The sequence below is a fragment of the Sandaracinus amylolyticus genome (genome assembly GCF_000737325.1).
Classification (GTDB): domain Bacteria; phylum Myxococcota_A; class Polyangia; order Polyangiales; family Sandaracinaceae; genus Sandaracinus; species Sandaracinus amylolyticus.
This window is the reverse complement of sequence record NZ_CP011125.1, coordinates 920552-943461: the sequence shown is the minus strand read 5'-3', so window position 1 is coordinate 943461 and position 22910 is coordinate 920552. Positions and strand designations below refer to the sequence as shown.

The following is a 22910-nucleotide window of genomic DNA, read 5'->3' as shown; positions in this document are numbered from 1 at the left end:
TCACTTCCCGCGCATCCGGCGGCCCTGATCGCGCGCTTTCTCGCGCGCTTTCGCCTCGGCCTTGCGCGCCCTCGCCTTCGGCGAGCGCAGGCCTTCCTCGGTGCCCTTCAGCGAGCAGACCGGCCAGAGGCGATGCTCGATCTCCGCGAGCCCCGCTGCGACCACCGCGCTCACGACTTCGTCGCTCGACTTGTAACAAGGCGCGGCCTCGTCGAGCGGGACGCGACCGTCCAGATTGACCAGGATTCCGTCGCGTCGATATTGCTCGTCGATCTTCTGCTGATCGAGCGTGCGAGTCGCCTCCCCGCGCGACAGCCGTCGTCCCGCGCCGTGATTGACGCTGTACGCGCTCTTCACCGCGCCCGGCTTCGGACGGAGGATGTAGCTCCAGTCGCGATTGCTCCCGGGGATCAGCACCGGGTGACCGCTCGCTTCCCACTCCGTGCCTCTCAGCGCCGGATGTCCGCCCGGGAACGCGCGCGTCGCGCCCTTTCGGTGCACCCACACTTTCCCGAACTCCGGGTGGGTCTCGGCCTGCACGAGGTTGTGGCTGATCTCGTAGATCAGCTCGAGGTCCTTCCGGAACACGCGCCGGAACGCCTCCGCGACGGCCTCGAAGAGCACCAGTCGATTGACGATCGCGTAATTCCCGCCCGCCGCGACGGCGTTCAGATACTCGCGGTAGTGCGCGCTGTCCGGCGTGAAGAAGCCGAGATCGATGTCGCGCTGCTCGGGGTGCTCCGCGCGCGCCATCTCGAAGTAGTTCGTCGCGAGCCCGTGGCCGAACCCGCGACTGCCGGTGTGCACCTGCACGAACAGCGTGCTCGTCTGCTCGCTCCTCTGGAGCTCGATGAAGTGGTTGCCGCCGCCGAGCGTGCCGAGCTGCGCGAGACCGCGCTCGGGATTTCCCTTTCCGCCCCACGGGATCTTCCATCCGTCGTCGACGGGGATGCGCTGTCGCTCGGCGCGATGGCGATCGACGCGCGCGCCGTGCGCCTCGACGTAGTGCTCGGCGCCGCCCCGCACGACCTCCTCGAGCTCGCGCTTGCTGAGCTCGCCGAAGCGATGCGACTTCCCGCCCGCGCCGAGCGCGACGCGCTCCATCACCTCGCGGTTGAACTCGAGCTGCCGATCCGGCGTCGCCGCCTCGGCGGGCGCGTCGCTCCGCGCGCTCACCATCCCGCAGCCGATGTCGAACCCGACGGGCCCCATCGCGACCGCGCCTTCGTCGCGGTCGGTCAGGATCACGCAGCCCACCGGCACGCCGTACCCGACGTGCACGTCCGGCGTGATCACCACGCACTTCACGCCAGGGAAGCGCGTCGCGTTGACGATCTGCCGATAGACGTCCTGCTCGCACTCGCGCAGGAGCGCGTCGCCGAGGAACAGCCGCACCGGCACGTCGCCGACGTCTTCGGTCTCGAGCCGATGATATCCACCCTCCGCGTCCCAGACGCAGTGGCGCTTCCAGTCGCCCGCGCGGATCAGCTCCCGCGAGTCCCGCGACATGCCCGAGGCCATACGGCGTGATTATCACTCGGCGAGCGCGCAGCGCTCGACGATCTGACGAAGACACGCAGGCGCCGCGTCGCTGAGGCACTCGTCGAACGCCGCGAGCTCTCTCATGCACGCGTCGCGGCACACGAAGAGGTCGAGACCGCTGCGCCTCGCGCACGCGGGCTGTTCGTGCGCGCAGCACGCGAACGCTTCCCAGCCCGGCTGGCACCCCGCGGAATTCGCGCAGCGCACGAGCGTGTTGTCGACACACGCCACGCACACGCTGTCGCGCGCGATGCAGCCGTCCACGCACGCGCCGTCGCCCTCCTCGCACGCCTGCGCGCACGCGCGCGTCGTCGCCGCGCACCCGGGCCCGACGAAGGCCGGGATCTCCTGGCCGCACTGCAGCGGTCCTGCGTCCACCGGGCCCGCGGTCGCCCCGTCGAACGTGGTGCCTCCCCCGTCGAGCTGCCCCACCGATCCGTCGAGCTGCGAGACGCTCCCGTCACGCCGATAGGCTTCGGGAGGCGCGTCTCGTGACTCGTAGCAACCGACGAACGACGTCATCAGCACGAGCGCGGCGATCCATCGACGACCCTGCATGTCCGCGATCCGTTCGCACACCGCGCGCCACGCGCGGGACGCGCGACGAGGGACGCGCTCGCTCGTCCCTCGCCACGCTCCTCGACTCACACGTGCCGGACCTCGCTCGTCCCGCCGCGCGCGCGAACGAACGCGTGCCGCACCGCGGCCTTCACGCGCTCCCAGGTGCCGGGATACGTGCCCTCCCAGCGCGTGCGCGCGTCGCGCTCGATCATCGCCCAGTCGCGACCTGCGTAGCGGCGATCGCCGCCGAGCTCGTGGCCCAGACGATAGGCCGGCTCGTACGACTCCCAGCGCGCGTCCGCGACCGTCCCGTAGTTGCGATCGAAGTGCGTGCGGTGATCGCGCATCGCGCGGTCCGATCCGTCGACACGATCGACCTCGACCTCCGTCCTCTTGACGGTGTCGCGGATGTGCTCGGTGCGCGTCGCGATCTCCTTGCCGACGTGCACCTCCTCGACGACGCGCGCCGTCTTGCCGACGACCGCCTGCTCCGCGCGCTCGCGCAGCGAGATGTCGCCCGCGCGCCGCGCGGCCGCGATGTCGGTCACGCTCGCAGGGCGATCCACCGGGACGCGCTCGACCCTCACCCGCTCCTCGCGGAGCTCCACGTCCTGCTCGATCGGCCGCTCGACGAGCCGCGTGTGGACGCGCGCGCCGCCGCGCTCGATCTCGCGCTTGCCGATCTCCATCGTCTCTTCGACGACCGGGATCACCTTCTCCCCGACGCGGCGCGCGCCGGTCTCGCCCGTGGCGTGCGCGCTCTGGCTCCGGATGCTCTCGAGACGTCCTTCGTCGAGCGTCGTGCCCGTCGGCGGCGCGTCCCTCGCGCCCGTCTCGTAGCGCGCCATGATCTCGGCCGCCCGAGGCGCGTCCGCCTCGTTCGCGTCGACCGTGACCAGGATCCGTCCGCGCGCGACCGCGTCCTCGTAGCGCTCGGCATCGGCCCGCGGGATTCCGATCCGCTGCAGATCGTGCACGGAGCCGCCGAGCATGCTCCTGCGCAGCTGGACGTCGCCGCGCGTGAACCCAGCGTCCTGGAGCTCCTTCTCGACGAGCGCGCTGCTCGCGCCGTCGAAGAGCCCGACCACCGTCTTCCTCATGATGTCCTCCTGGGCGTGGGTGGCGTGCGCGTCGCGCTCAGTCGGCCTTCCTCGTGCTCGCGTCGAGCGGCACGCGCTCGATCTCGACGTCTTCGCGACGAAGGACGACCTCCTGCGGCGCGCTCTCGATCGGCACGCGTCGCTTCCGGATGTGCAGCTCCTCGCGCAGCACGAGCCGCTTCTGCACGACCACGACCTCTTCGACGATCGGCACGACGAGCACGTCGCCCTCCATCCGATCGCCCGGCGCGACATCGACGTAGCGATCGACGGCCACGCGCTCGATCGCGACCTCCTCGCGGAACCCGTCGGGCACCACCTGCTCGACGCGCTCGGTCACGCGCTTGCGCACGTGCACCTCGGCGGTGTCGACGAGCCGGCGCTCGATCTCGGCGCGCTCGTCGACGACCGGGATCACGACGTCTCCCTCGCGCTGCGGCGGCGTGGGCATCGCGACCTCAGAAGAGCAGCGCTGCGATGATCGCCGCGGCGACGATGACGGCGAGCACGAGGAGGAACGCGAGCGCTCCCTTGTCGTGCGCGCGCTCGGGGCGGTCGTACACGCGCGGCGCCCTCGGGAGGTTCTCGGTGTTCGTGGCCATGCCCGGGTGAATGGACGCGACGCGGCCGTCTCCAACCATCATTCGTGAGTGGATCGATCGCGTGATGTCCCGTGAAACCGCGGTGATCGCGGAGTGTGTCGACGCCGTCCCGAGCTGCGCGCGGACGCTCGTGCGCCGAGGCGCCACGCGACGTCCTTGCCACCTCCGCGGCGCGCGACGACGCACCGCGAGGCCATGCGCCACGCGCTCAGGCCGGCGCGACGATCGCGCGCGCGATCGGCACCACGCCGTCGATCACGAACTGCACGCCGATCACGAGCACCACCAGGCCCATGATGCGCGTCGTGAGCGCGGTGCCCGTCGCGCCGAAGCGCGCGAGCAGCGCCGGCGCGGCCGCGAGCACCACCCACGTCAGCGCGAGCACCACGACGAGCGCGGCCGCGAGCGCGGCGACGTGCACGACGCTCTCCGCCTGACCGACGAGCACCATCACCGTCGTCATCGCGCCGGGGCCGCCGATCAGCGGGATCCCGAGCGGCACGATCGAGGGATCTTCGGGCGCGCTCTCGCCGGTGCTCGCGTGATCGCCGCCGCGCAACATCGAGAGCCCGAGCAGGACGAAGAGAATGCCGCCGCCGATGCGGAACGCCTCGATCGTCACGCCGAAGAGGCGCAGCAGCGCGGAGCCGCTCGTCGCGAACACCGCGAGCACCGCGAGCGCGGCGAGGCACGCGCGGAGCGCCACGCGACGACGCGCCCGCGCGTCGTTGCGCGCCGTCATCGACGCGAACACCGGCGCGACCCCGATCGGATCGATCACGGTGAAGAGCGACGAGACGCAGAGCGCGCCGAAGGCCGCGGCGCTCATCGCGTGCTCCTCTTCGCGCGCACCGGCGCCTCGTCGCGCAGGGGAACGGGGCCGCGGTGCTTCGCCGACGAGAGCACGAACGTCGTCTTCACCCGGCCGATCACCGCGATCGGCGTGAGCCGATCGAGCAGGAACGACTCGAACGCGCGCACGCTCTCGACGACGACCTTGAGGAGGAAGTCCTCGTCACCCGCGATGTGATGCACCTCGAGCACCTCGGACATCGCGGTGGTCGCCTTCACGAAGCGGCGATGGCTCTCGAGGGCGTGGTCCTTGAGCGTGACGTGCACGAACGCCATGACCGCGCGGTCGACCTGCGCGGGATCCACGTCGGCGTGGTAGCCGCGCAAGACTCCGGTCTGCTCGAGCTTGTCGAGCCGCGCCCGGAGTGGGGTCGTGGTGAGGCCCACCGCGTCGGCGAGCGCGGCGATGCTGGTCCGCGCGTCGCGCTGAAGCGCGTCGAGGATCGCGCGATCGATGTCGTCCAGCGGATCTCGCATGCGAGCTGCTTCTAGCGCAGACGATTCGTCCGTCAACGGCAGCTCTGGTAGCCGAATCGGCTACGAGAGCTGCCACGCGCAGGAATCGGCCGGGGCGACGCGTCGCACCCGCACGCCGGTCCCAGGCCCCTTCGATCCCACGCGCACCGGTCGAGTCGGCGGATGTGCGAACCCCGCCTTCAGCACGCCGATTGCGATGCGCCGCAGCAGGAGACATCGAGAATGCCCGGCACCGCCACCACGCTGCGATGGGTCGGCATCGGCGCACCGCCGCCCGCCGAGGGGATCCAGTCGACCACCGTGAACCCCGACGTGCGCACCGCGACCGAGGGCGCGCCCGAGTGGCTCGTCACCAACGGTCTCGGCGGGTACGCGTGCGGCACGATGACGGGCCTCGTCACGCGCCGCTTCCACGGCTACCTCGTGGCCGCGCTGCCCGCGCCGCGCGGCCGCACGATGATGCTCAACAACCTCCGCGAGCTCGTCGTCGGAGAGCACGGGGCGGCGCGCCTCTCGGAGCAGCCCGACCCCGACGCGACGCACGCGCCGCTCGCAACGCTGCGCGAGTTCCGGCTCGAGCTCGGGATCCCGGTGTGGACGTACGAGCACGCGGGGCACGTGATCGAGAAGCGCATCGTGATGCCGCACCGGCAGAACACGGTCTACGTCATCTACACGCGCCTGAACGGCTCGGGGCACCTCGAGCTGCAGCTCGATCCGTGGCTCCACTTCCGCCCTCACGAGGGCACGCTCGCGGGGCCCATCGAAGGCGAGTACGCGCTGCGCGCGCTCGGCGGTCGCTACGAGGTGGAGGACCTGGTCGACGTGGGCTTGCCGCCGCTGCGGATGAAGATCGTGGGCGCGACCTCGCGCTTCGAGATCGAAGAGCGCCGCATCCGCAACGTGCGCTACCTCGTCGAGCAGTCGCGCGGCTACGACGCGTCGGGCGATCTCTACAGCCCCGGGAGGTTCCGCGCGGCGATCGCGCCGGGCGCGTCGGTCGCGCTCGTCGCGTCGGTCGAGGACTGGCGAACGATCGGCGCGCTGACGCCGGAGCTCGCGCTCGGCGCGGAGCGCGCGCGGCGCGAGCGGCTCGTCGCGATCGCGCATCCGGGCCTGCACACGAGCACCGGCTCGGAGCTCGTGGTCGCCGCCGATCAGTTCATCATCCATCCTGCGGGCCGCCTCGAGGACGCGGCGCTCGCGCACGCGTTCGGCGACGAGGAGCGCACGATCCTCGCGGGCTATCACTGGTTCACGGACTGGGGCCGCGACACGATGATCAGCCTCGAAGGGCTGACGATCACGACCGGTCGCGTGCCGGAGGCCGGCTACATCCTCCGCACGTTCGCGAAGTACGCGAAGGACGGGCTCATCCCCAACATGTTCCCGGAGGGAAAGGGCGAGGGCCTCTATCACACCGCGGACGCGACGCTCTGGTTCTTCCACGCGACGCGCCGGTACGTCGACGCGAGCGGCGATCGCGACACGCTGCGCCGCTTGCTCCCGCTGCTCGCGAGCATCGTGGATCGTCACGTCGAGGGCACGCGCTTCGGCATCCACGTCGACCCGAAGGACGGGCTGCTCGCGCAGGGCGCGGCCGGATACCAGCTGACGTGGATGGACGCGAAGGTCGGTGATCTCGTCGTCACGCCGCGCCGGGGCAAGGCCGTCGAGATCAACGCGCTCTGGTACAACGCGCTCTGCCTGATGGCGGAGTGGGCGCGGAGCGAGCTGCGCGACGAAGACGCGGCGCAGCGTTATCGCGGGCTCGCGGATCGCGCGCGCGAATCGTTCAACGCGCGCTTCTGGAACGAGCGCCTCGGCTGCCTGTTCGACGTGATCGACGGTGAGGACGGGACGGACGACGCGATCCGGCCGAACCAGATCTTCTCGATCTCGCTCCCGCACGCGGTGCTCGATCCGTCGCGCTGGGAGCAGGTCGTCGACGTCGTGCGCACGCAGCTGCTCACGCCGTACGGGCTGCGCTCGCTCGCGCCCTCGCACCCCGACTACCAGCCGCAGTACTTCGGCGATCTGCGCGCGCGCGACCTCGCCTATCACCAGGGCACGATCTGGCCGTGGCTGATCGGCCCGTACTTCGACGCATGGAGCAAGGTGCATCCCGATCGCATCGAGGAGATCCGACCGACGGCGATCAGCCTCGGGCAGCACCTCGCGACCGCGTGCATCGGGAGCATCAGCGAGATCTTCGACGCGGAGCCGCCGTACACGCCGCGCGGATGCTGCGCGCAGGCGTGGAGCGTGGCGGAGGCGATACGCGTCCTCGCGGCGGTGAACGAGCGCAGAGGCGTCGGCACCGTCGCGGCCGCAGAGTGATCGTCGGAACGACGACGACGGCAGCCCACCTCGTCCTCCGGGTGGGCTGCCGTCGCTCGGTCGACGCGTGCGCGCTCAGGAGAGCTGCGAGCTCGTGCGCTCCTGCGCCATGCTCCGCACCGTCTCGGTGACGCGCTCGCGGAGATCGTCGCGGAGCCGCTCGCGGATCGCCATCGCGACGCGCTCGCGCGCGACCTCGCCGACGCGCTCGCGCACGACGTCCGCGAGGCGCTCGGGATCCATCTCGCCCTGCTGCATGCAGGTGCGGATCGTCTCCGCGAGCCGCTCGCGCAGGCCGTCCATCACGCGCTCGCGCGCGCGATCCGCGATGCGCTCCGCGATCTCGTCACCGAAGCGCTCGCGCAGGCGCTCGCCGATGCGCTCGGCGAACCCGCTGCCCATCGACGTCGGCCCGAAGCCCATCTGCGCGTTCCCGGGGGCGCCGAAGCTCATCTGCTGCGGCGCATAGCCCGCGTGCTGCGGCGAATAGCCGACGTGCTGCGGCGCGTAGCCGACGTGCTGCGGCGCGTAGCCGAGCTGCTGCGGCGCGCTCGTCATCGTCATCGCGCTGCGGACCGACTCCTGGACGCGCTCGCGCAGCGTGGACGCGAGGCGCGTGCGCAGTGCGTCCTCGATGCGCTCCCGCATGCCCTGCGCGATGCGCTCGTGGATCGCGTCGGCGATGCGCGACTGCAGCATCTCGGGGCCACCCCACGCGCCCTCGCTCTGCATCAGCGCGATGCGCATCCCGTCGACGATGCGCGTCTCGACGCCCTCGAGCATGCGCTCGCGGATCGCGGGGACGAGACGCTCCTGCACCACGCGCTCGCGCAGACGCTCGCGGAGATCCTGCGCGACGCGCTCGGCGATCACGTATCCGCCCTCGCCGAGCTGGCTCTGGATCGCGTACACGACGCGCTCGCGCAGGCCCTCCGCGAGGCGATCGCGGAGCTCCTCGCGGATGTCGTCGCGCAGCGACTGCTCGATGCGATCGCGCACCATCTCGACGATGCGGTGCGCGGCCATGCCGCTCGTGATCGCGCCCGACGCGATCGCCGCGCGCACGCCCTCGCGGATGCGCTCGCGGAGCCGCTCCCGCAGGCGCTCGTGGATCGCCTCCGAGAGCCGCGTGTGCAGGCCCTCGCGGATCCGCTCGTGCACGCGCTCCGCGACGCGATCGCCGAGCTGGAACGCTCCCTCGTGCTGCTGCTGCTGCCACCACTGGGCGCCGCCGCCGGCGAGCCCGCCCATCATCATCGGCGCCGTCATCGCCGGGCGGCGTCCCATCGCCTGCTGCGTCATCGCGATCATCTGGCTGAGACGGGACAGCTCCTGCTCGGTCACGTTGTCGGTCGTCATCGCTTCTTCCCCCTGTAACGAAAAGATCGAGTCCACTTCCGAGTGAGATCGTCGGGCGGGCTACTCCTCCGCGTCGGCGCGCGCCGACGCATCCGCGAGCGCGCGCTCTGCTCGGCGCGGCGTCGCGCGCGCATGCTCTTCGTCGAGGCCGAGCGCCCAGAGCTCGAACGCGATGCTCGGGATCGATCGCGCGGCGATCGCGAGCTCCGCGAAGCGCGCGGCGAGCTCGCCCTCGGAGGGCGCGTCGCGCTCGGAGGGCGCGGCCTCGTCGATGCGAAGCTCCTCGCCCGTGAGCGCGCGGTGGATCGCGCGGATCTCCTGCGTCATCCGTTCGTAGGTTCGTCGCTCCACGTGTGTCCCCCTGTCGCCCCGGGTGCCGGAGCAAGGCTCACGTACGGACGCGATCTCGCGTCCCAAGCTCGCCGGCGAGGGAGCACGCCGCGCGGACGCGCTGCGCGATCACCGCGATGATCGCGGCTCTGGACGCCACGCGACGAGCGCGAGCTGGAACGCGAGCACCTGACCCTCGGTGCGCGACCTCACGTCGAGCTCGTGGACGTAACGCGCGCCGATGCGCCCTGGGATCGACGGCAGCGCGACGCTGATCTCTCCGCCGAGCGCGAGCACGCGATCACGCGCGCCCTGCAGCACGAGCGGCACGTCGGCGCCCTCGTCGTCGCGCGTCTGCCAGAGCGCGGCACCGACGACGCCGACGTCGACCAGCTCGAAGAGCGTCGCGCCGATGCCGCCCTGGATCGTGAGCGTGTCACCGCGACGGATGTCGATGGCGTTCTTCGTCTGGTGGAGGTCGTAGCTCGCCATCGCGCTCGCGAAGTAGCGACGCTCGTCGTCCGCGAAGATCGTCGTGCCGAGCGAGAGCTCGTGCGTGATGTGCCCGCTGCTGATGCCGCCCTCGCCGAGGCGGAAGAGCCCGGTCGGCAGGTACAGCGCATACCCGGTGACGACGTCGACGTGCGGCAGTCGCCATCCGAGCGAGAGCGGCTGCACGTACACGTCACCGAGGCCCGCGTTGTCGAGGCTCGCCTCGGGCACGTCCGCCGAGAGCGACGCGCGAGCGAGCGGGACCGCCGCCGTGATCGCGACGTGCGTCAGCTCGTCGGGGAGCTCGACGACGAGCGAGAGGCCGAGCGCGTTCGCGAGCGCGTCCACGCGCAGATCTTCGATCGGCACGACCGCGCCCTCGCGATCGCGCAGCGTGTCCGCGTGGTAGTAGCCGAGCTGGTCTGCGACGTAGAGCCCTGGCTCGCGAAGGCGTCCCGCGTGGAGGCCCTGCGTCCCGATCAATCGATGACCGAGATCCTGCGCCGCGGCGGGCGCGCTCGTGAGCAGCGTCGCGACGACGAGGAGCGCACGCGAGAGGCCTCGCATGCGCGGGCAGCTCGCAAGGCGAGTGCCTCGAGGACGCCGCGATCGCGGACACGCGACGGAACGTCACGAGCCCCGCCACGCTGTTGCGCGACGGGGCTCGTTTCGGATTCTCTTCGCCGCGCTCCACCAGCGCCGCGCACGAGCAAGCGGGGCTGGGGCCCCGCGCGCAGCGTTCGGGGAGGGGGGACCGATCCGGCTTTGCCGGTCGGGGGGAGGGGTCTTCCAAGACCCCTCCCGCGAATCACGGGTGCGAGCCGTTGTCGGCCTTCGCCTGGAGGCGCGCGAGGCACCAGTCGATCTGGCGCTGCAGCTCCTCGTAGCGCGGACCTTCGTAGAGCTCGCCGTAGCCCGCGAGCTCCTTCTCTGCCGCCTCGAGCTCGCTCTGCACCTTCGCGGTGTCGATCTCCTTCGGCTGCGCGAACAGGTCGCACAGGAGGAGCACCTTGTCGGGGCCGGCCTCGACGAAGCCCGCGCCCACCGCCGCGACGTGATCCTTGCCGGCGACGCGATACTTCACGACGCCCGGCTTGAGCGCGGCGAGCAGCGGGAGGTGGCCCGCGAACACGCCGAACTCGCCGTGCACGCTGGGCGCCGCCACGCTCTCCGCCTCGGTGCGGAGCACGAGGCCGAGCGGCGTGGCCACCTCGAGAGTGAGAAGCTCAGGGTTCGCAGCCATCGAACATCACCTTGCGAGAGCAAGCGGGGCTGGGGCCCCGCGCGCGGTGTTTGGGGTGGGGGGCCCCGGCCGGCTCTGCCGGACGGGGGGAGGGGTCTTCCAAGACCCCTCCCGTTACTCCCGCATCTTCTCGGCGGCGGCCTTCACCTCGTCGATGTTGCCCTTCAGGTAGAACGCCTGCTCGGGAAGGTGATCGAGGGCGCCGCTGAGGATCTCCTCGAAGCCCGCCATCGACTCCGCGAGCGTGACGTACTTGCCCTCGAAGCCGGTGAACTGCTGCGCGACGAAGAAGGGCTGCGACAGGAAGCGCTGGATCTTGCGGGCGCGGTCGACCGTCAGGCGGTCGTCCTCGCTCAGCTCGTCCATGCCGAGGATCGCGATGATGTCCTGCAGATCCTTGTACTTCTGGAGCGTCTGCTGGACCTGACGCGCGATCTTGTAGTGGCGGTCGCCGATGATGCCGGGCGAGAGCATCGTGCTCGTCGAGTCGAGCGGATCGACGGCCGGGTAGATGCCGAGCGCCGCGATCTCGCGCGAGAGAACGGTCGTCGCGTCGAGGTGGGCGAACGCCGTCGCGGGCGCCGGGTCCGTGAGGTCGTCGGCGGGGACGTAGATCGCCTGCACCGAGGTGATCGAGCCCTTGTTCGTCGACGTGATGCGCTCCTGGAGCGCGCCCATCTCGGTGGCGAGCGTCGGCTGGTAACCGACGGCGCTCGGGATGCGGCCGAGGAGCGCCGACACCTCGGAGCCCGCCTGCGTGAAGCGGAAGATGTTGTCGACGAAGAGCAGCACGTCCTGGCCCTGCTCGTCGCGGAAGTACTCCGCGACCGTCAGCGCCGAGAGCGCGACGCGCGCACGCGCACCGGGGGGCTCGTTCATCTGGCCGTAGATCAGCGCGGCCTTGCTGATGACCGGCGTGACGCCGTCGCCGAGCATCGACTCGGTCATCTCGATCTTGAGGTCGGTGCCCTCGCGGGTGCGCTCACCGACGCCCGCGAAGCACGACACACCGCCGTGCGCCTTCGCGACGTTGTTGATGAGCTCCATGATGAGCACGGTCTTGCCGACGCCGGCGCCGCCGAAGAGGCCGATCTTGCCGCCCTTGCGATACGGAGCGAGCAGGTCGATGACCTTGATGCCCGTCTCGAAGATCTCGACCTTCGTCGACTGCTCGGTGAAGGCCGGCGCGGGCTTGTGGATCGAGGAGTACTGCTTCGCCGTGACCTTCGGGCCGCCGTCGACGGGCTCGCCGACGACGTTGAGGATGCGGCCGAGGCACTCGGGGCCGACCGGCATCTGGATCGGCTTGCCGGTGTTCTTCACGGGCTGACCGCGGACGAGACCATCGGTCGTGTCCATCGCGATCGAGCGGACGGTGCCTTCGCCGAGGTGCTGCGCGACCTCGAGGACGAGGTTGTCGACCTCGTCGCTGATGCCCTTGTTCGTCACGCGCAGCGCGGTGAGCACGGGCGGCAGCGCGCCAGGCGGGAACTCGACGTCGACCACCGGGCCGATGACCTGGGTGATCCGACCCTGGGAAGCAGCTTCGGCCATGACTCCTCTGGTTCTCCCGGCCTCTGGAGAGGCCCGTAATCTCGCGAATTTCCGCGGCGCGGCGCACGAAGGGATGGGCTCCTCCGGCGCGAGGCGCGCGGCGTCTAGCATGCAGGGGGGGTGGGGTCAACGAAGGGCGCCTGACAGCCCCGGGGCTGCTCGTGCGTAGGTAGGAGCACGACCATGACCAAGCGCGAGCCCTGGATCGTCCTCGTCCTGACCTTCGTGACGTGCGGCCTCTATCACCTGTGGTGGCAGTACTCGACCACCGAGGAGCTGAAGCGCGTCTCGGGGCGCGACGATCTGAACCCGACGATGGATCTGATCCTCACGCTGCTGACGTGTGGTCTGTGGGTCGTCTACGTCGCCTACCGGAACGCGCAGGTCGTGCACGAGATGTACGGATCACGCGGGATGCAGCACGAGGACAAGTCGACGCTGCTCGTCATCCTCTACGCGGTCGCGGTGTTCAACGGCGTGACCGCGTTCATCGCGCCGATGATCCTGCAGGACGAGATCAACAAGCTCGCGGATCGCGTGCTCGGCAGCGCGGGCCCGGCGCCGTCGACGTTCTGAGGATCGCGAAACACGCGCGAAACGCGTGAAATTCGCGCTTTCCGAGCGCGTGGTCGCACGTCTATCCTGGCGCTCGACATGGACGTGACGGACTACGATCTCGGCGGGTTCCACGACGAGATGTTCACGGCGCCCGGGGTGCCGCGGCCGGGATGCGAGCCCTTCGTGCAGCGGCTCGGGCAGCTGAGCGTCGAGGAGATCGCGCGGCGCGAGCGCGCCGCCGAGAAGTCGATGCTCACGCTCGGGATCACGTTCCAGGTCTACGGGCACGAAGAAGGAACGGAGAAGATCTTCCCCTTCGACGTCGTGCCGCGCATCGTGACCGCGGACGCGTGGACGCTCGTCGAGCGCGGGCTCGAGCAGCGCATCCGCGCGCTCAACATGTTCGTCGCGGATCTCTACGGCGCTCAGAAGATCCTCGCCGACGGGATCGTGCCGCGCGATCTCATCGAGAGCGGCAAGGGCTATCTCCCCGCGTGCCGCGGGATCACGCCGCCGCGCGGGACGTGGATCCACGTGACCGGCACCGATCTCGTGCGCGACGCGAGCGGCGCGTTCCACGTGCTCGAGGACAACCTCCGGTGCCCGAGCGGCGTGAGCTACGTGCTCGAGAACCGCGCGCTGATGAAGCGCGTGTTCCCCCAGGTGTTCGAGGCCTCGCGCGTTCGCCCGGTCGACGAGTACCCGGGGCGCCTCCGCGCGACGCTCGAGGCGATGTCGCCGAGCGACGGACGGAACGTCGTGCTGCTCACGCCGGGCATCCACAACAGCGCGTACTTCGAGCACTCGTTCCTCGCGCAGCAGATGGGCGTGCCGCTGGTGCAGGGGAGCGATCTCGTGGTCGACGACGACCGCGTGTACATGCGGACCACGCGCGGCTTCTCGCGCGTCGACGTCGTCTATCGCCGCATCGACGACACGTTCCTCGATCCGCAGGCGTTCCGCCCCGACTCGCTGCTCGGTGTGCCGGGGATCGTGGGCGCGTGGGCGAAGGGCAACGTCGCGCTGTGCAACGCGCCGGGCACGGGGATCGCGGACGACAAGGTCGTCTACGCGTACGTGCCGAAGATCATTCGTTACTACCTGGGCGAGGACGCGATCCTGCCGAACGTGCCGACCTGGGTGTGCCGCGAGCCCGACCAGTGCGCGTACGTGCTCGAGCACCTCGACGAGCTCGTCGTGAAGGCGGCGAACGAGTCGGGCGGGTACGGCATGTTGATCGGTCCCGCGTCGACCGCGGAGGAGCGCGCGAAGTTCGCGGAGCGCATCCGCGCCGAGCCGCGCAACTACATCGCGCAGCCGACGCTCGCGCTCTCGCGCGCGCCGACGCTGGTGCACGACGAGCGCGGCACGCGCATCGAGGGACGCCACGTCGATCTGCGCCCGTACATCTTGTTCGGCGAGGACGTGTACGTGCTGCCCGGCGGGCTCACGCGCGTCGCGCTGCGACGCGGCTCGCTCGTGGTGAACAGCTCGCAGGGCGGCGGCAGCAAGGACACGTGGGTGCTCGCGGAGTAGGAGCGAGAGCCAAACCCGGAGGCGCTTCGACGAGAGGCGCGGGGGGTGGGCTCGGCGCCTTGGTACTCGCGGCTGCCGCTCAGTGGCGCTGAGAGCTTCGGGAAGCGGAGCTTCGCTCGCGGCGCGCGCCTTCGCGCGCTCTGCTCGCTCGCCGACGTTCTCGCGTTTCCGTCGACCGGACCCGCTGCGCGAAGGCGCCGACCCCACCCCCCGCGCCCGGTACCGCGTGTCTGCCGTCTCGCTCGATGAGGGTGAGGAGGCTCGCGACCGAGTCGCGCTATTCGCGCGCCCCGGACGCTCGCGGATAGCACCGCGCTTCGCGCGTGTGCGCGCTGCGCGCGGAAATGGAGAACGCGCGCGTGAGAGTCTCGAGTGGCGGAACGTCAGTCGTCGACGTAGCGGAACGCGCCGAGGCACGTCATCGGACCTGCAGGGCCTGCGGGCGCGACGTGCCGGAAGAGCATGATGGCGCACGTGTAGACGGGCCTCGAGTCACAGTTCGCCACGACGGCTTCGAGCCACTCTTCGGCGTACGAGGAGTTGCGGAGGAGATCCTCGATCGTCGTGGGCGCGTCGAACGCCGTGGCCTCGATCCAGTCGTGATCGATCCAGGTCGCGCCGTTGTCTGCGGCGAACTTGCTGACGGGCTCGTCGTCGGCGCGTTCGTAGTTCTCGGCGAGGTAGGCGTCGAGCTCCTCTCGAGTCAGCGCGCCGACCCACACGCTCAGCTGCGTCTCGTCTTCTTCCATGCGCGCCATCCGTCGCCTCACTCCGCGCGCACGTTGATGACGCGGGCGAGGATCGCTTCGGTCACTTCGAACGGCAGCGCGCTGCGCGCGAGCAGGCGCGCGCGCACGCCCGGGCCGAGCGCGTAGCGAAGACGCGGACGCGGATCGCTCAATAGGCGCACCGCGAGCTCCGCGACCTCCTGGGGATCGCCCATGCGGCGCTCGGCGCTCGCGAGCATCGACTCCATGCGCTTCAGGAACGCGTGGTACGGGCCCGGCTCGCTCGCGGCGCGCGCGGTCCATCGATTGCGCCCGAAGATGTCCGTTTGGTACGGACCAGGCTCCACGAGCACGACGCGCACGCCGAACGGGCGCATCTCGTGGCGCAGCGCTTCGGTCATGCCCTCGAGCGCGAACTTCGACGCGGCGTATGCGCCGAGCCCGGGCAGCGCCTGTCGTCCCGCCATCGACGAGACGTTGATCACGATGCCCTTCGACGCGCGGAGGTGCGGCAGCGCGAGGCGCGTGAGCGCGTGCGGCGCGACGACGTTCACCTCGAAGAGGCGCTGCAGCTCGTCGGTCGCGACCTGCTCCTGGAAGCCCGCGAGCCCGACGCCGGCGTTGTTCACCAGCGCGTCGAGGCGACCCTGCTCGCGCACGATGCGCGCGATCGCTTCCTCGCGCTGGGCCGCGTCGGTGACGTCGAGCGCGATCGGGATCACCGAGAGCCCGCGCGCGCCCTCGGTGAGCTCGGGCGACGCGGATGGATCGCGCACGCCCGCGTAGACGGTGTGACCGGCGCGCGCGGCGCCGATCGCGATGAGCTTGCCGAACCCGCTGCGGCACCCGGTGACGAGGACGATCATCGGGCGCGATGATGCCCGATCACGCGCGCTCGAGGAGCGCGCGCCACGACGCGACGTCGTTGGCGAGGCCGAGCGGGCGGAGCGCGACGTCGACGCTCCCGTCCTTCTGCGACCACATCTCGGCGTTGTCGTAGAGCGCGTCGAGCAGCACGAGCGCGGCGCGCGGGAGATCGGCGCGGCGGGTGCGCGGCGTGATCGTCGTGCCCTCGAGGGCGCGCTCGAGCGGGCGCAGCGCGTCCTGCTCGAACGTCGACTGCGAGGCGTCGCGGCGCGCGACGTCGACGAGCACCGGCAGCGCGCGCTCGAACCCCGCGTCGGAGACACGATCGCCCGCGAGCACCGCGATGAGGAAGAAGCGGAAGTGCCCCGATCGCCAGGGGAACGGATGAGCGAACCACGTCTCGTGCTCGTCGCGGCGGCGCAGCGCCTCGATCAGCACGTCGGTCGCGCGCTCGTCGTGGGGCGAGACGCGCAGCACGCCGATCGCCGACGCGACACGCGCGGGCCACGGCGCGCGATCGAGCGCGGCCCGAAGCGCGGGGAGGAGCTCGGGCACGCGCTTCGCGAGGTGACCGAGCGCGAACGCGTGCCCGGCGTGCGCCTTCTCGGTCGCGGGCTTGCGCGCGCGGGCTGCGATCGCGAGCGCGAATTCGCGCGCGGTCGCGTCGAGATCGGTGCCCTCGGGGGCATCGTCGCCCGCTGCGTCGATCAGCGCGACGAGCGCCGACGGCACGTTCAGGAGGAGCGCCTCGTCGCCTTCGACGTCGAGCATCTCGAGCAGCGCGTCGCGCGCGCCCCAGGTCGCGCGTCGCGTCGCGCGCACCCACGCGACCTCGCGGCGGTGCTGCGCTTCGAGCTTCGGGCGCTCGGCGTCGCTCGCCCAGAGGAGCGCGCCCGAGCCCTCGGTCATCGTCGTTGCGTACGCGAGCTGCGCGATCAGCGCGGCGAGGTGCGCGCGATCGTCGGGCGGCGCGACCCGCAGCGCGCGCGTGAGGATCGCCGCGACGTGCGGCGTCGCCTCGACGACGCTGCCCTGGTGCTGGATGCGCTCGGCGAGCGCGCGGCGCGCCTCGGTGCGCTCCGACGCGCGGGTCGCGCTCAGCATCGTGCGCACCAGCGCGGGCACGTCCTCCGCGCTGCCTCGGCAGTGCTGGAGCGAGCTCCAGGGAACGCGCGCGAGCGCGCTCTCGATGTCGGCGTCGATGGCCATGCGGCGCAGTCTATGGTGGGATCGCGCGCATGTCGGACCCGATGCGAACTTCGCCGGCCGCGCTGCGCAATCGCGCGCCGATCCTCGACGTGCTGCGGCGCGTGCTGCCCGAGCGCGGGACGGTGCTGACGATCGCGGAGGGCACGGGAGAGCACGTCACGTTCTTCGCGGACGCGATGCCCGCGCTCGAGTGGCAGCCGAGCGATCGGGATCCCGATGCGATCGCGAGCATCGCCGCGCGCCTCGCGGACGCGCGCCCGTCGAACGTCCGCGCGCCGATCGCGCTCGACGTCTGCGAAGAGGCGTGGCCGATCACGCGCGCCGACGCGATCGTGTGCATCAACATGATCCACGCGTCGCCGTGGGAGTCGACGCCGGGGCTGATGCGCGGCGCGGCGCGCGTGCTCGATCACGAGGGGGCCCCGCTCGTGCTCTACGGCTCGTATCGCATCGGCGGAGCGCACACCGCGCCGAGCAACGAGGAGTTCGACGCGTGGCTGAAGACGCGCGATCCGCGCTGGGGCGTGCGCGATCTCGAGCAGGTGCAGGACGTCGCGGCGCAGCACGGGCTCGCGCTGGAGCAGCGGATCGCGATGCCCGCGAACAACTGGATCCTCGTGCTCCGGCGCGCATCGCGAGGCTGAGCCGACGCCGGGGCGCTCGTTTGCTCGGCGGGATGGCGCGTGTTAGCGGCACGCGCGCATGCTCCGCACCGTCAGCGCGATCGGTCTGTCTGCTCTCCTGGCCCTCGGCTGCGGCGGTGCGCAGAGCGCTCCATCGGGCACCACGTCGGTGAACCTGCCCGAGAGCGCGTGGGCGCGCGCCGCGATCCCCGAGGGCGGCTTCTCGATCGACATGCCCGGCACGCCGGCGCGTCAGGTCTCGACGCGCGAGGACGGCGAGACCGTGCAGTACGTCGTCGGACAGGAGCCGCTCGCGTTCGTCGTCTCGATCGAGGCGCTGACCGGCGTCGTCACGCCCGCGCTCGAGGCCGCGGCGCTCGATCGCGTCGGCGCGCTGATGGTCGAGCGCTCGCGCGATCCCCAGCGCGCGTGCACGCCGCGGCCGGTGCGCACGATCGAGCACCAGGGCCACGCGGGACGCTTGTTCGTCGGCGCCGACTGCCGCGCGCTGGGCGACGGCGCGATGAGCGCCGCGGTGTTCCTCCACGGCCGCGCGGTGGTGAGCCTCGTCGTCGTCGGCGCCGGGCTCGCCGAGGCGCAGGTCGAGGCGCTCGGGGCGCGCGTGATCGAGAGCATCGCGTTCGGTGAAGCGCCTTCGTGGTTCCTGCCGGTCGACGCGCGCGTCGACGTCGCGCTCCTGCCGGGCCTCTCCTTCGCGATGCCGGGCGCCCCCTCGCTCGAGACGATCCAGGAGGAGCACGGCACGACGGCGCGCTACACGTCCGAGCCGATCCGCGGCCTCGGCACGCTCGTGCTCGTCACGCGGCCGGCGACGCTGCCGCTCGCGCAGTACTGCGAGCTGCTCCAGACGAGCGCGAGTCTGACGATGACCGAGCGTCGCGACGACGTGCTGCCCGGCTCGGGCGTCACGTACTGCGAGGTGCGCGGTCGCCGCGAGGCCGACCCGAACGTCATCGAGATCCACGACGTGCTGATCGCGTCCGGCGCGGTGATCGAGCTCGTGTGGGTGGGCCCGTTCTCGCCCTCGTTCGTCGCCGGCGGCGACGCGCAGCTGCGCGACATCCGCGCGTCGCTGCAGCTCCCGCGCTGATCAGCCGCCGAGGCGCGCCGCGATCTCGCGCAGCGCGATCACCGGCACGCACGACGCGTCGACGATCTCGCGCATCCACGGATCGGCGCCCTCGAGCGTGATCGCGAGCCGCTCGAGCCCGGTGCGCGCAGCGATGCGCGCCTCGTCGTCGCGCCCCATCGCGAGCAGCGCCTCGGCGCGCGTCAGGTGGATCCACTCCCAGCTCCACACCGACGTCACCGCGCTCGCCTCGCGCGCCGCGTCGTCGAGCCGCGCGAGCGCGGTCTCGGGCGCGCCGCGCCGCAGCGCGATCCGCGCCTCCATCGCCGTCGGCCGGAAGCGCGCGGTCACGAACGGCGCGCGCGCGATCTCCGCCTCCGCCGCGTCGAGCCGATCACCGAGCACGTGCCCGAGGATCAACAGATAACGCGCGGCCTCGGCGCGGGAGAGATCGTGCTGCCGCGCGTGCGCCTCGAGCTCCGGCGCGTGCCCGTCGACGAGCTGTCGCACGCTCGCGCGCCACAGATCGATCCACGCGAGCGCGATCGGCATCGCGGTGTGCGCCTGCGCCTCGTGTAGCGCGTCGAGCGCGGCGAGCGCCTCGCGCGAGCGGCACGCGCCGACGAACGGGATCGCGTACCCGTGCCCGAAGATCACCGCGGTGTCGTCGCCCTGCCGCGTCGCGAGCTCGATCGCCTCGAGCGCGAGCGCGCGCGACGCACCGAGCTGTCCGTCGAGGCTGTGCGCCATCGCCGAGCGCGCGAGCAGCGTCCACACCGGGTGCGCGCGCTCGCTCGCCATCGCGCGCTCGAGCACGCCGCGCGCGACGTCGGTCGCCCCGGCGTGATCGAGCGCGATCAGGATGCCGACCAGCGCGATGCCGCCCTGCCTGCCGCTCGGCACCGCACCCTGCGCGATCCACGCCTGCGTGATCAGCGCGACGGTCTGCAGATCCCCGGACACTCCCGCGAGGTACACCGCGCTGCCCACCGCGAGCGACGCGATCGGGTGCGAGAGCGGCACGATCGACACCGCGCGACGCGCGTGCTCGAGCCCGCGCTCGAGCTCACCGCGCCACAAGCACGACACCGCGGTCCACGCCTCGTACGCGCCGCGCTCCTCGTCGGTCGTCGCGCGCGCCAGACCTCGCGCGGCGAGCTCGAACGTCTCGCGATCCGCGCCCGCATCCCACGCCCGCGCGGTCGCGCGCAGGAGCCACTGCGCCTCGCGCTCCGCGTCCTTCGCGCGCTCGACGTGCGCGAGCATCTCGCGCGGATCGGGATCGCCGCGCCCCTCGAGCCAGTCCGCGGCGCGTGCGTGCGCGGTCGGCGCGTCGTCGGGCGACATGGTCGCGTACGCGGCCTCGCGCACCAGCGCGTGCGAGAACGCCCAGCCCTCGTCGGTGCGCTCGACCATCCCGCGCGACGCGATCGCGTGCAGCGTGCGCTCGACGATCGTCACGCTCTCGCCCGTGATCGCCGCGACACCCTCGGCGAGGAAGCGATCGCCGAGCACGCTCGCCGCGCGCAGCACGCGGCGGCGATCGGCCGGCAGATCGTCGAGACGCGCGTGCAGCACCGCCGCGACCGTCGGCGGCAGCGTCCTGCGCTTCGGCGCCGACGGATCCGCCGCGGCGCGGCGCTCGCGCACGAACCGCGAGAGCTCCTCGAGGAAGAGCGGGTTGCCCCCCGCGCGCTCCACGATGCGCGAGATGGTCTCGTTCGACGTCTCGAGCCCGAGCGCCGCGCGCACGAGTCGCTCCGACGCGCGCGCGCCGAGCTCGCTGAGCGTGAGGTGCGTCGTGTGAGGCCACGGCGTGCGCAGGTGATCGCGCACCTCGGGGCGCGCGAGCGCGACGACGAGCAACGGGCACGGCGGCCGCGCGCGCAGCGCGTCTCCGAGGTGACCGAGCGTCACCTCGTCGGCCCAGTGCAGATCCTCGATCACGAGCACCACGGGGGCGCGTGCGCACTCGGCCGCGAGCCACTCGCGCACGCTCCGACGCGTCCAGCGCGACGTGAGCTCCGCGTCGCCGCGCGCCGCCGCGAGCACGATCCCGGGCGCGCGCGGCGGTGCTCCGATCAGATCGCACAGCAGATCCGCGACGCGCTCCGCATCGTCGAGCGGCAACGAGCGCAGATATCCGCGGAGGCGATCGCCGTCGCGCGGATCGACGCGTGCGCCCGGCGCGTGGGGCGGCAGACCGGCCGCGGCACGCACCAGCGCGCGCGTCGTCGCGTTCACCGAGCGCGCGCTCGTCACCTCCGCGCTCGCTTCGATCACGCGCACGTCGCCACGCGCCCGCAGCCGCGTCGAGAGCTCGCGGCCGAGCCGCGACTTGCCCACGCCGGGCGCCGCGGTGACGAGCACGCCGCGCGGCGCGCCCTCGTCGATCACCTCGGCGAGCATCGCCTCCATCGTGGCGAGCTCCTTGTCGCGACCGATGAACGGCGTCGCCTCCGCGCGCTCCCGAGCGCGTCCGAGCACGTGGCCCGCGACCTCGAAGCGCGCGCCGAGCAGCTCGACGAGCGTGTCGTCGAGCGCGATCGTCCCCGCGCTCGTGCCGCGCGCGAGCCGCGTCGCGCGCGCGAGCACCTCGCCCGCCGGCACGCCCGCGCTCGTCGTCGCGAGCCCCGCGGCCATCGCCGCGCGCAGCGACGGACGCGACGTCAACAGATCGCACAGCACCGACGCCGCGAGCTCCGCCTGATCGGCGACGGTCCCGCGCGGCTCGACCACCACGAGCGCGCTCGTCGGCCCGATCGGCACGAGATCCGCGCCCAGCTCGCGCAGCCGCGACGCGGTGTCGCGCAGCGTGACGTCGAGCGCGACCTCGTCGAGCGTGACGCCCTCGCGCAGCGGCGTCGGCGACGCGAGCTCGACCCACGCGGCCAGCGAGAAGCGCTGCTCGTTGCGCGAGAGCGCGGGCCGCGCGCGCGGCTGGCTCGTCGCGACGGCTGCATCGAGCGGCCCGATCTCGTCGAGCGCGCGCAGCACCGCCACCCCGCCCGCGGGTCGATCATCGGGCGCGCTCGCCAGCATCGACGCGACGAGGTCGTCGAGCGGCTCCGGCACCTCGGGCCGCACGCTGCGCAGGCGGCGCGGCGTCTCCGCGAGCATGCGCGCGAGCATCGCGATCGCGTTGTCGGCGGCGTAGAGCGGCTCGCCGCTCGCGCACTCGAAGAGCACGCACCCGAGCGAGAACACGTCGGCGCGCGCGTCGACGTGCTGCTCGGAGCGCGCCTGCTCCGGCGACAGATAGCCGATCGTGCCGAGGATCAGGTTCGTCGCGGTGACGAGCGGCGCGTCGCGCTCGCGCGCGATGCCGAGATCGAGCAGCACCGCGTCCTGCGCGCGGCCATGCGGCAGCATCACGTTCGCGGGCTTCACGTCGCGGTGCACCGCGCCGACCGCGTGGAGCGCCGCGAGCGCCGACGCGACACGCCGTGCGAGCTGCAGCGTGTCGCCCAGCGAGAGCGGCGCGCGCGCGAGCCGTGCCGCGAGCGACTCGCCCTCGATCCACGACATCGCGAGGTACGGCCGGCCGTCGTCGATCCCGTGCGCGACGTGCGCGACGAGCGCCGGATGGCGGACCTGCTCGAGCAGCCGCGCCTCGCGCTCGAAGCGCGCCTGCTCGCGCCCGGTGCCGCGCAGTCGCTTCAGCGCGACGAGGCTCCCGGTCTCGTGGTCGAGGGCTTTCCACACCTCGCCCATGCCGCCCTCGCCGGCGCGCTCGATCAGCTCGAACCGATCCGCGAACCGTCGCGCCATCCCACGAGGAGCGTTGCACGACGCCGTCCGCGCCGGAAGCAAAACGCACGGACGATTTCAGCAGCGCTGTGACCCG

Annotated in this window: 21 protein-coding genes; 5 read left to right on the top strand and 16 right to left on the bottom strand. The window is 72.0% G+C overall.

What is annotated here, in order from left to right; genetic code table 11:
* From DB32_RS03765 to DB32_RS03740, 7 genes are all read right to left on the bottom strand, one after another.
* Positions 1–1509, bottom strand: a complete 1509-nt coding sequence (locus DB32_RS03765) for an RtcB family protein (RefSeq protein WP_169791326.1) — start codon at positions 1507–1509, stop codon at positions 1–3.
* A gap of 24 nt (positions 1510–1533) precedes the next feature.
* A complete protein-coding gene (locus tag DB32_RS03760; protein WP_157068685.1) occupies positions 1534–2100 on the bottom strand; it encodes a hypothetical protein in 567 nt (188 codons plus the stop codon).
* A gap of 86 nt (positions 2101–2186) precedes the next feature.
* Complete coding sequence (locus tag DB32_RS03755) at positions 2187–3203, bottom strand: YsnF/AvaK domain-containing protein (RefSeq protein WP_053231043.1); 1017 nt, start codon at positions 3201–3203, stop codon at positions 2187–2189.
* A gap of 37 nt (positions 3204–3240) precedes the next feature.
* A complete protein-coding gene (locus tag DB32_RS03750; protein WP_053231042.1) occupies positions 3241–3654 on the bottom strand; it encodes a DUF2382 domain-containing protein in 414 nt (137 codons plus the stop codon).
* Positions 3655–3661: 7 nt separating this feature from the next.
* On the bottom strand, positions 3662–3805 hold the full coding sequence (locus tag DB32_RS46360; RefSeq protein ID WP_157068684.1) for a hypothetical protein: 144 nt from the start codon (positions 3803–3805) through the stop codon (positions 3662–3664).
* A gap of 208 nt (positions 3806–4013) precedes the next feature.
* Positions 4014–4634, bottom strand: coding sequence for a MarC family protein (locus tag DB32_RS03745; protein ID WP_053231041.1), 621 nt, complete (start codon positions 4632–4634; stop codon positions 4014–4016).
* Positions 4631–5134: an Lrp/AsnC family transcriptional regulator gene (locus DB32_RS03740; RefSeq protein ID WP_053231040.1), complete on the bottom strand. Its 504-nt coding sequence runs from the start codon at positions 5132–5134 to the stop codon at positions 4631–4633. The genes DB32_RS03745 and DB32_RS03740 overlap by 4 nt, the downstream gene beginning before the upstream one ends.
* A 222-nt stretch (positions 5135–5356) precedes the next feature.
* Between DB32_RS03740 and DB32_RS03735 the strand changes: the two genes are divergently transcribed.
* On the top strand, positions 5357–7474 hold the full coding sequence (locus DB32_RS03735) for an amylo-alpha-1,6-glucosidase (protein ID WP_083457126.1): 2118 nt from the start codon (positions 5357–5359) through the stop codon (positions 7472–7474).
* A gap of 75 nt (positions 7475–7549) precedes the next feature.
* Here the strand turns inward: DB32_RS03735 and DB32_RS03730 are convergent, their stop codons facing one another.
* The 5 genes from DB32_RS03730 to atpD all read right to left on the bottom strand — a co-directional run bounded on the left by DB32_RS03730 (position 7550) and on the right by atpD (position 12452).
* A complete protein-coding gene (locus DB32_RS03730; protein WP_053231039.1) occupies positions 7550–8833 on the bottom strand; it encodes a hypothetical protein in 1284 nt (427 codons plus the stop codon).
* Between the two features lie 60 nt (positions 8834–8893).
* Positions 8894–9184, bottom strand: a complete 291-nt coding sequence (locus DB32_RS03725) for a hypothetical protein (RefSeq protein ID WP_169791325.1) — start codon at positions 9182–9184, stop codon at positions 8894–8896.
* Between the two features lie 108 nt (positions 9185–9292).
* Positions 9293–10222: a SphA family protein gene (locus DB32_RS03720; protein WP_053231037.1), complete on the bottom strand. Its 930-nt coding sequence runs from the start codon at positions 10220–10222 to the stop codon at positions 9293–9295.
* Between the two features lie 241 nt (positions 10223–10463).
* Positions 10464–10865: an ATP synthase F1 subunit epsilon gene (gene atpC, locus DB32_RS03715; protein WP_053231036.1), complete on the bottom strand. Its 402-nt coding sequence runs from the start codon at positions 10863–10865 to the stop codon at positions 10464–10466.
* Positions 10866–11012: 147 nt separating this feature from the next.
* Positions 11013–12452: a F0F1 ATP synthase subunit beta gene (gene atpD, locus DB32_RS03710; protein WP_053231035.1), complete on the bottom strand. Its 1440-nt coding sequence runs from the start codon at positions 12450–12452 to the stop codon at positions 11013–11015.
* A gap of 183 nt (positions 12453–12635) precedes the next feature.
* On the opposite strand from atpD, the gene DB32_RS03705 reads away from it, so the two are divergent.
* Positions 12636–13028: a DUF4234 domain-containing protein gene (locus DB32_RS03705; RefSeq protein ID WP_053231034.1), complete on the top strand. Its 393-nt coding sequence runs from the start codon at positions 12636–12638 to the stop codon at positions 13026–13028.
* Between the two features lie 78 nt (positions 13029–13106).
* Positions 13107–14546, top strand: a complete 1440-nt coding sequence (locus tag DB32_RS03700; protein ID WP_053231033.1) for a circularly permuted type 2 ATP-grasp protein — start codon at positions 13107–13109, stop codon at positions 14544–14546.
* 383 nt (positions 14547–14929) lie between these two features.
* Here the strand turns inward: DB32_RS03700 and DB32_RS03695 are convergent, their stop codons facing one another.
* The 3 genes from DB32_RS03695 to DB32_RS03685 are packed head-to-tail and all read right to left on the bottom strand — an operon-like array spanning position 14930 to position 17350.
* Positions 14930–15304, bottom strand: a complete 375-nt coding sequence (locus DB32_RS03695; RefSeq protein WP_053231032.1) for an immunity 22 family protein — start codon at positions 15302–15304, stop codon at positions 14930–14932.
* An 8-nt stretch (positions 15305–15312) separates the two neighbouring features.
* Entirely contained in the window at positions 15313–16140 is an 828-nt protein-coding gene (locus DB32_RS03690) for an SDR family oxidoreductase (RefSeq protein WP_053231031.1), read from the bottom strand.
* 19 nt (positions 16141–16159) lie between these two features.
* Positions 16160–17350, bottom strand: a complete 1191-nt coding sequence (locus DB32_RS03685; protein ID WP_053231030.1) for a hypothetical protein — start codon at positions 17348–17350, stop codon at positions 16160–16162.
* A 29-nt stretch (positions 17351–17379) separates the two neighbouring features.
* Between DB32_RS03685 and DB32_RS03680 the strand changes: the two genes are divergently transcribed.
* Both DB32_RS03680 and DB32_RS03675 read left to right on the top strand, forming a co-directional pair.
* Positions 17380–17994 (top strand): DUF938 domain-containing protein, encoded by a 615-nt coding sequence (locus tag DB32_RS03680; RefSeq protein WP_053231029.1) that lies wholly within the window; start codon positions 17380–17382, stop codon positions 17992–17994.
* A 58-nt stretch (positions 17995–18052) separates the two neighbouring features.
* Entirely contained in the window at positions 18053–19084 is a 1032-nt protein-coding gene (locus DB32_RS03675) for a hypothetical protein (RefSeq protein ID WP_053231028.1), read from the top strand.
* On the opposite strand, the gene DB32_RS03670 is transcribed toward DB32_RS03675, so the two are convergent.
* Complete coding sequence (locus tag DB32_RS03670; RefSeq protein ID WP_053231027.1) at positions 19085–22834, bottom strand: serine/threonine-protein kinase; 3750 nt, start codon at positions 22832–22834, stop codon at positions 19085–19087.
* Between the last annotated feature and the right edge of the window lie 76 nt (positions 22835–22910).

Excerpts from the sequence above, each read along its gene's own strand:
- DB32_RS03685 (WP_053231030.1), bottom strand. The coding sequence starts at position 17,350 with ATGGCCATCGACGCCGACATCGAGAGCGCGCTCGCGCGCGTTCCCTGG.
- DB32_RS03680 (WP_053231029.1), top strand. The coding sequence starts at position 17,380 with ATGTCGGACCCGATGCGAACTTCGCCGGCCGCGCTGCGCAATCGCGCG.
- DB32_RS03730 (WP_053231039.1), bottom strand. The coding sequence starts at position 8,833 with ATGACGACCGACAACGTGACCGAGCAGGAGCTGTCCCGTCTCAGCCAG.
- DB32_RS03765 (WP_169791326.1), bottom strand. The coding sequence starts at position 1,509 with ATGTCGCGGGACTCGCGGGAGCTGATCCGCGCGGGCGACTGGAAGCGC.
- DB32_RS03675 (WP_053231028.1), top strand. The coding sequence starts at position 18,053 with ATGCTCCGCACCGTCAGCGCGATCGGTCTGTCTGCTCTCCTGGCCCTC.
- DB32_RS03750 (WP_053231042.1), bottom strand. The coding sequence starts at position 3,654 with ATGCCCACGCCGCCGCAGCGCGAGGGAGACGTCGTGATCCCGGTCGTC.
- DB32_RS03755 (WP_053231043.1), bottom strand. The coding sequence starts at position 3,203 with ATGAGGAAGACGGTGGTCGGGCTCTTCGACGGCGCGAGCAGCGCGCTC.
- DB32_RS03670 (WP_053231027.1), bottom strand. The coding sequence starts at position 22,834 with ATGGCGCGACGGTTCGCGGATCGGTTCGAGCTGATCGAGCGCGCCGGC.
- atpD (WP_053231035.1), bottom strand. The coding sequence starts at position 12,452 with ATGGCCGAAGCTGCTTCCCAGGGTCGGATCACCCAGGTCATCGGCCCG.
- DB32_RS03695 (WP_053231032.1), bottom strand. The coding sequence starts at position 15,304 with ATGGCGCGCATGGAAGAAGACGAGACGCAGCTGAGCGTGTGGGTCGGC.
- DB32_RS03735 (WP_083457126.1), top strand. The coding sequence starts at position 5,357 with ATGCCCGGCACCGCCACCACGCTGCGATGGGTCGGCATCGGCGCACCG.
- DB32_RS03705 (WP_053231034.1), top strand. The coding sequence starts at position 12,636 with ATGACCAAGCGCGAGCCCTGGATCGTCCTCGTCCTGACCTTCGTGACG.
- DB32_RS03745 (WP_053231041.1), bottom strand. The coding sequence starts at position 4,634 with ATGAGCGCCGCGGCCTTCGGCGCGCTCTGCGTCTCGTCGCTCTTCACC.
- DB32_RS03740 (WP_053231040.1), bottom strand. The coding sequence starts at position 5,134 with ATGCGAGATCCGCTGGACGACATCGATCGCGCGATCCTCGACGCGCTT.
- DB32_RS03720 (WP_053231037.1), bottom strand. The coding sequence starts at position 10,222 with ATGCGAGGCCTCTCGCGTGCGCTCCTCGTCGTCGCGACGCTGCTCACG.
- DB32_RS03700 (WP_053231033.1), top strand. The coding sequence starts at position 13,107 with ATGGACGTGACGGACTACGATCTCGGCGGGTTCCACGACGAGATGTTC.
- DB32_RS46360 (WP_157068684.1), bottom strand. The coding sequence starts at position 3,805 with ATGGCCACGAACACCGAGAACCTCCCGAGGGCGCCGCGCGTGTACGAC.
- DB32_RS03760 (WP_157068685.1), bottom strand. The coding sequence starts at position 2,100 with ATGCAGGGTCGTCGATGGATCGCCGCGCTCGTGCTGATGACGTCGTTC.
- DB32_RS03690 (WP_053231031.1), bottom strand. The coding sequence starts at position 16,140 with ATGATCGTCCTCGTCACCGGGTGCCGCAGCGGGTTCGGCAAGCTCATC.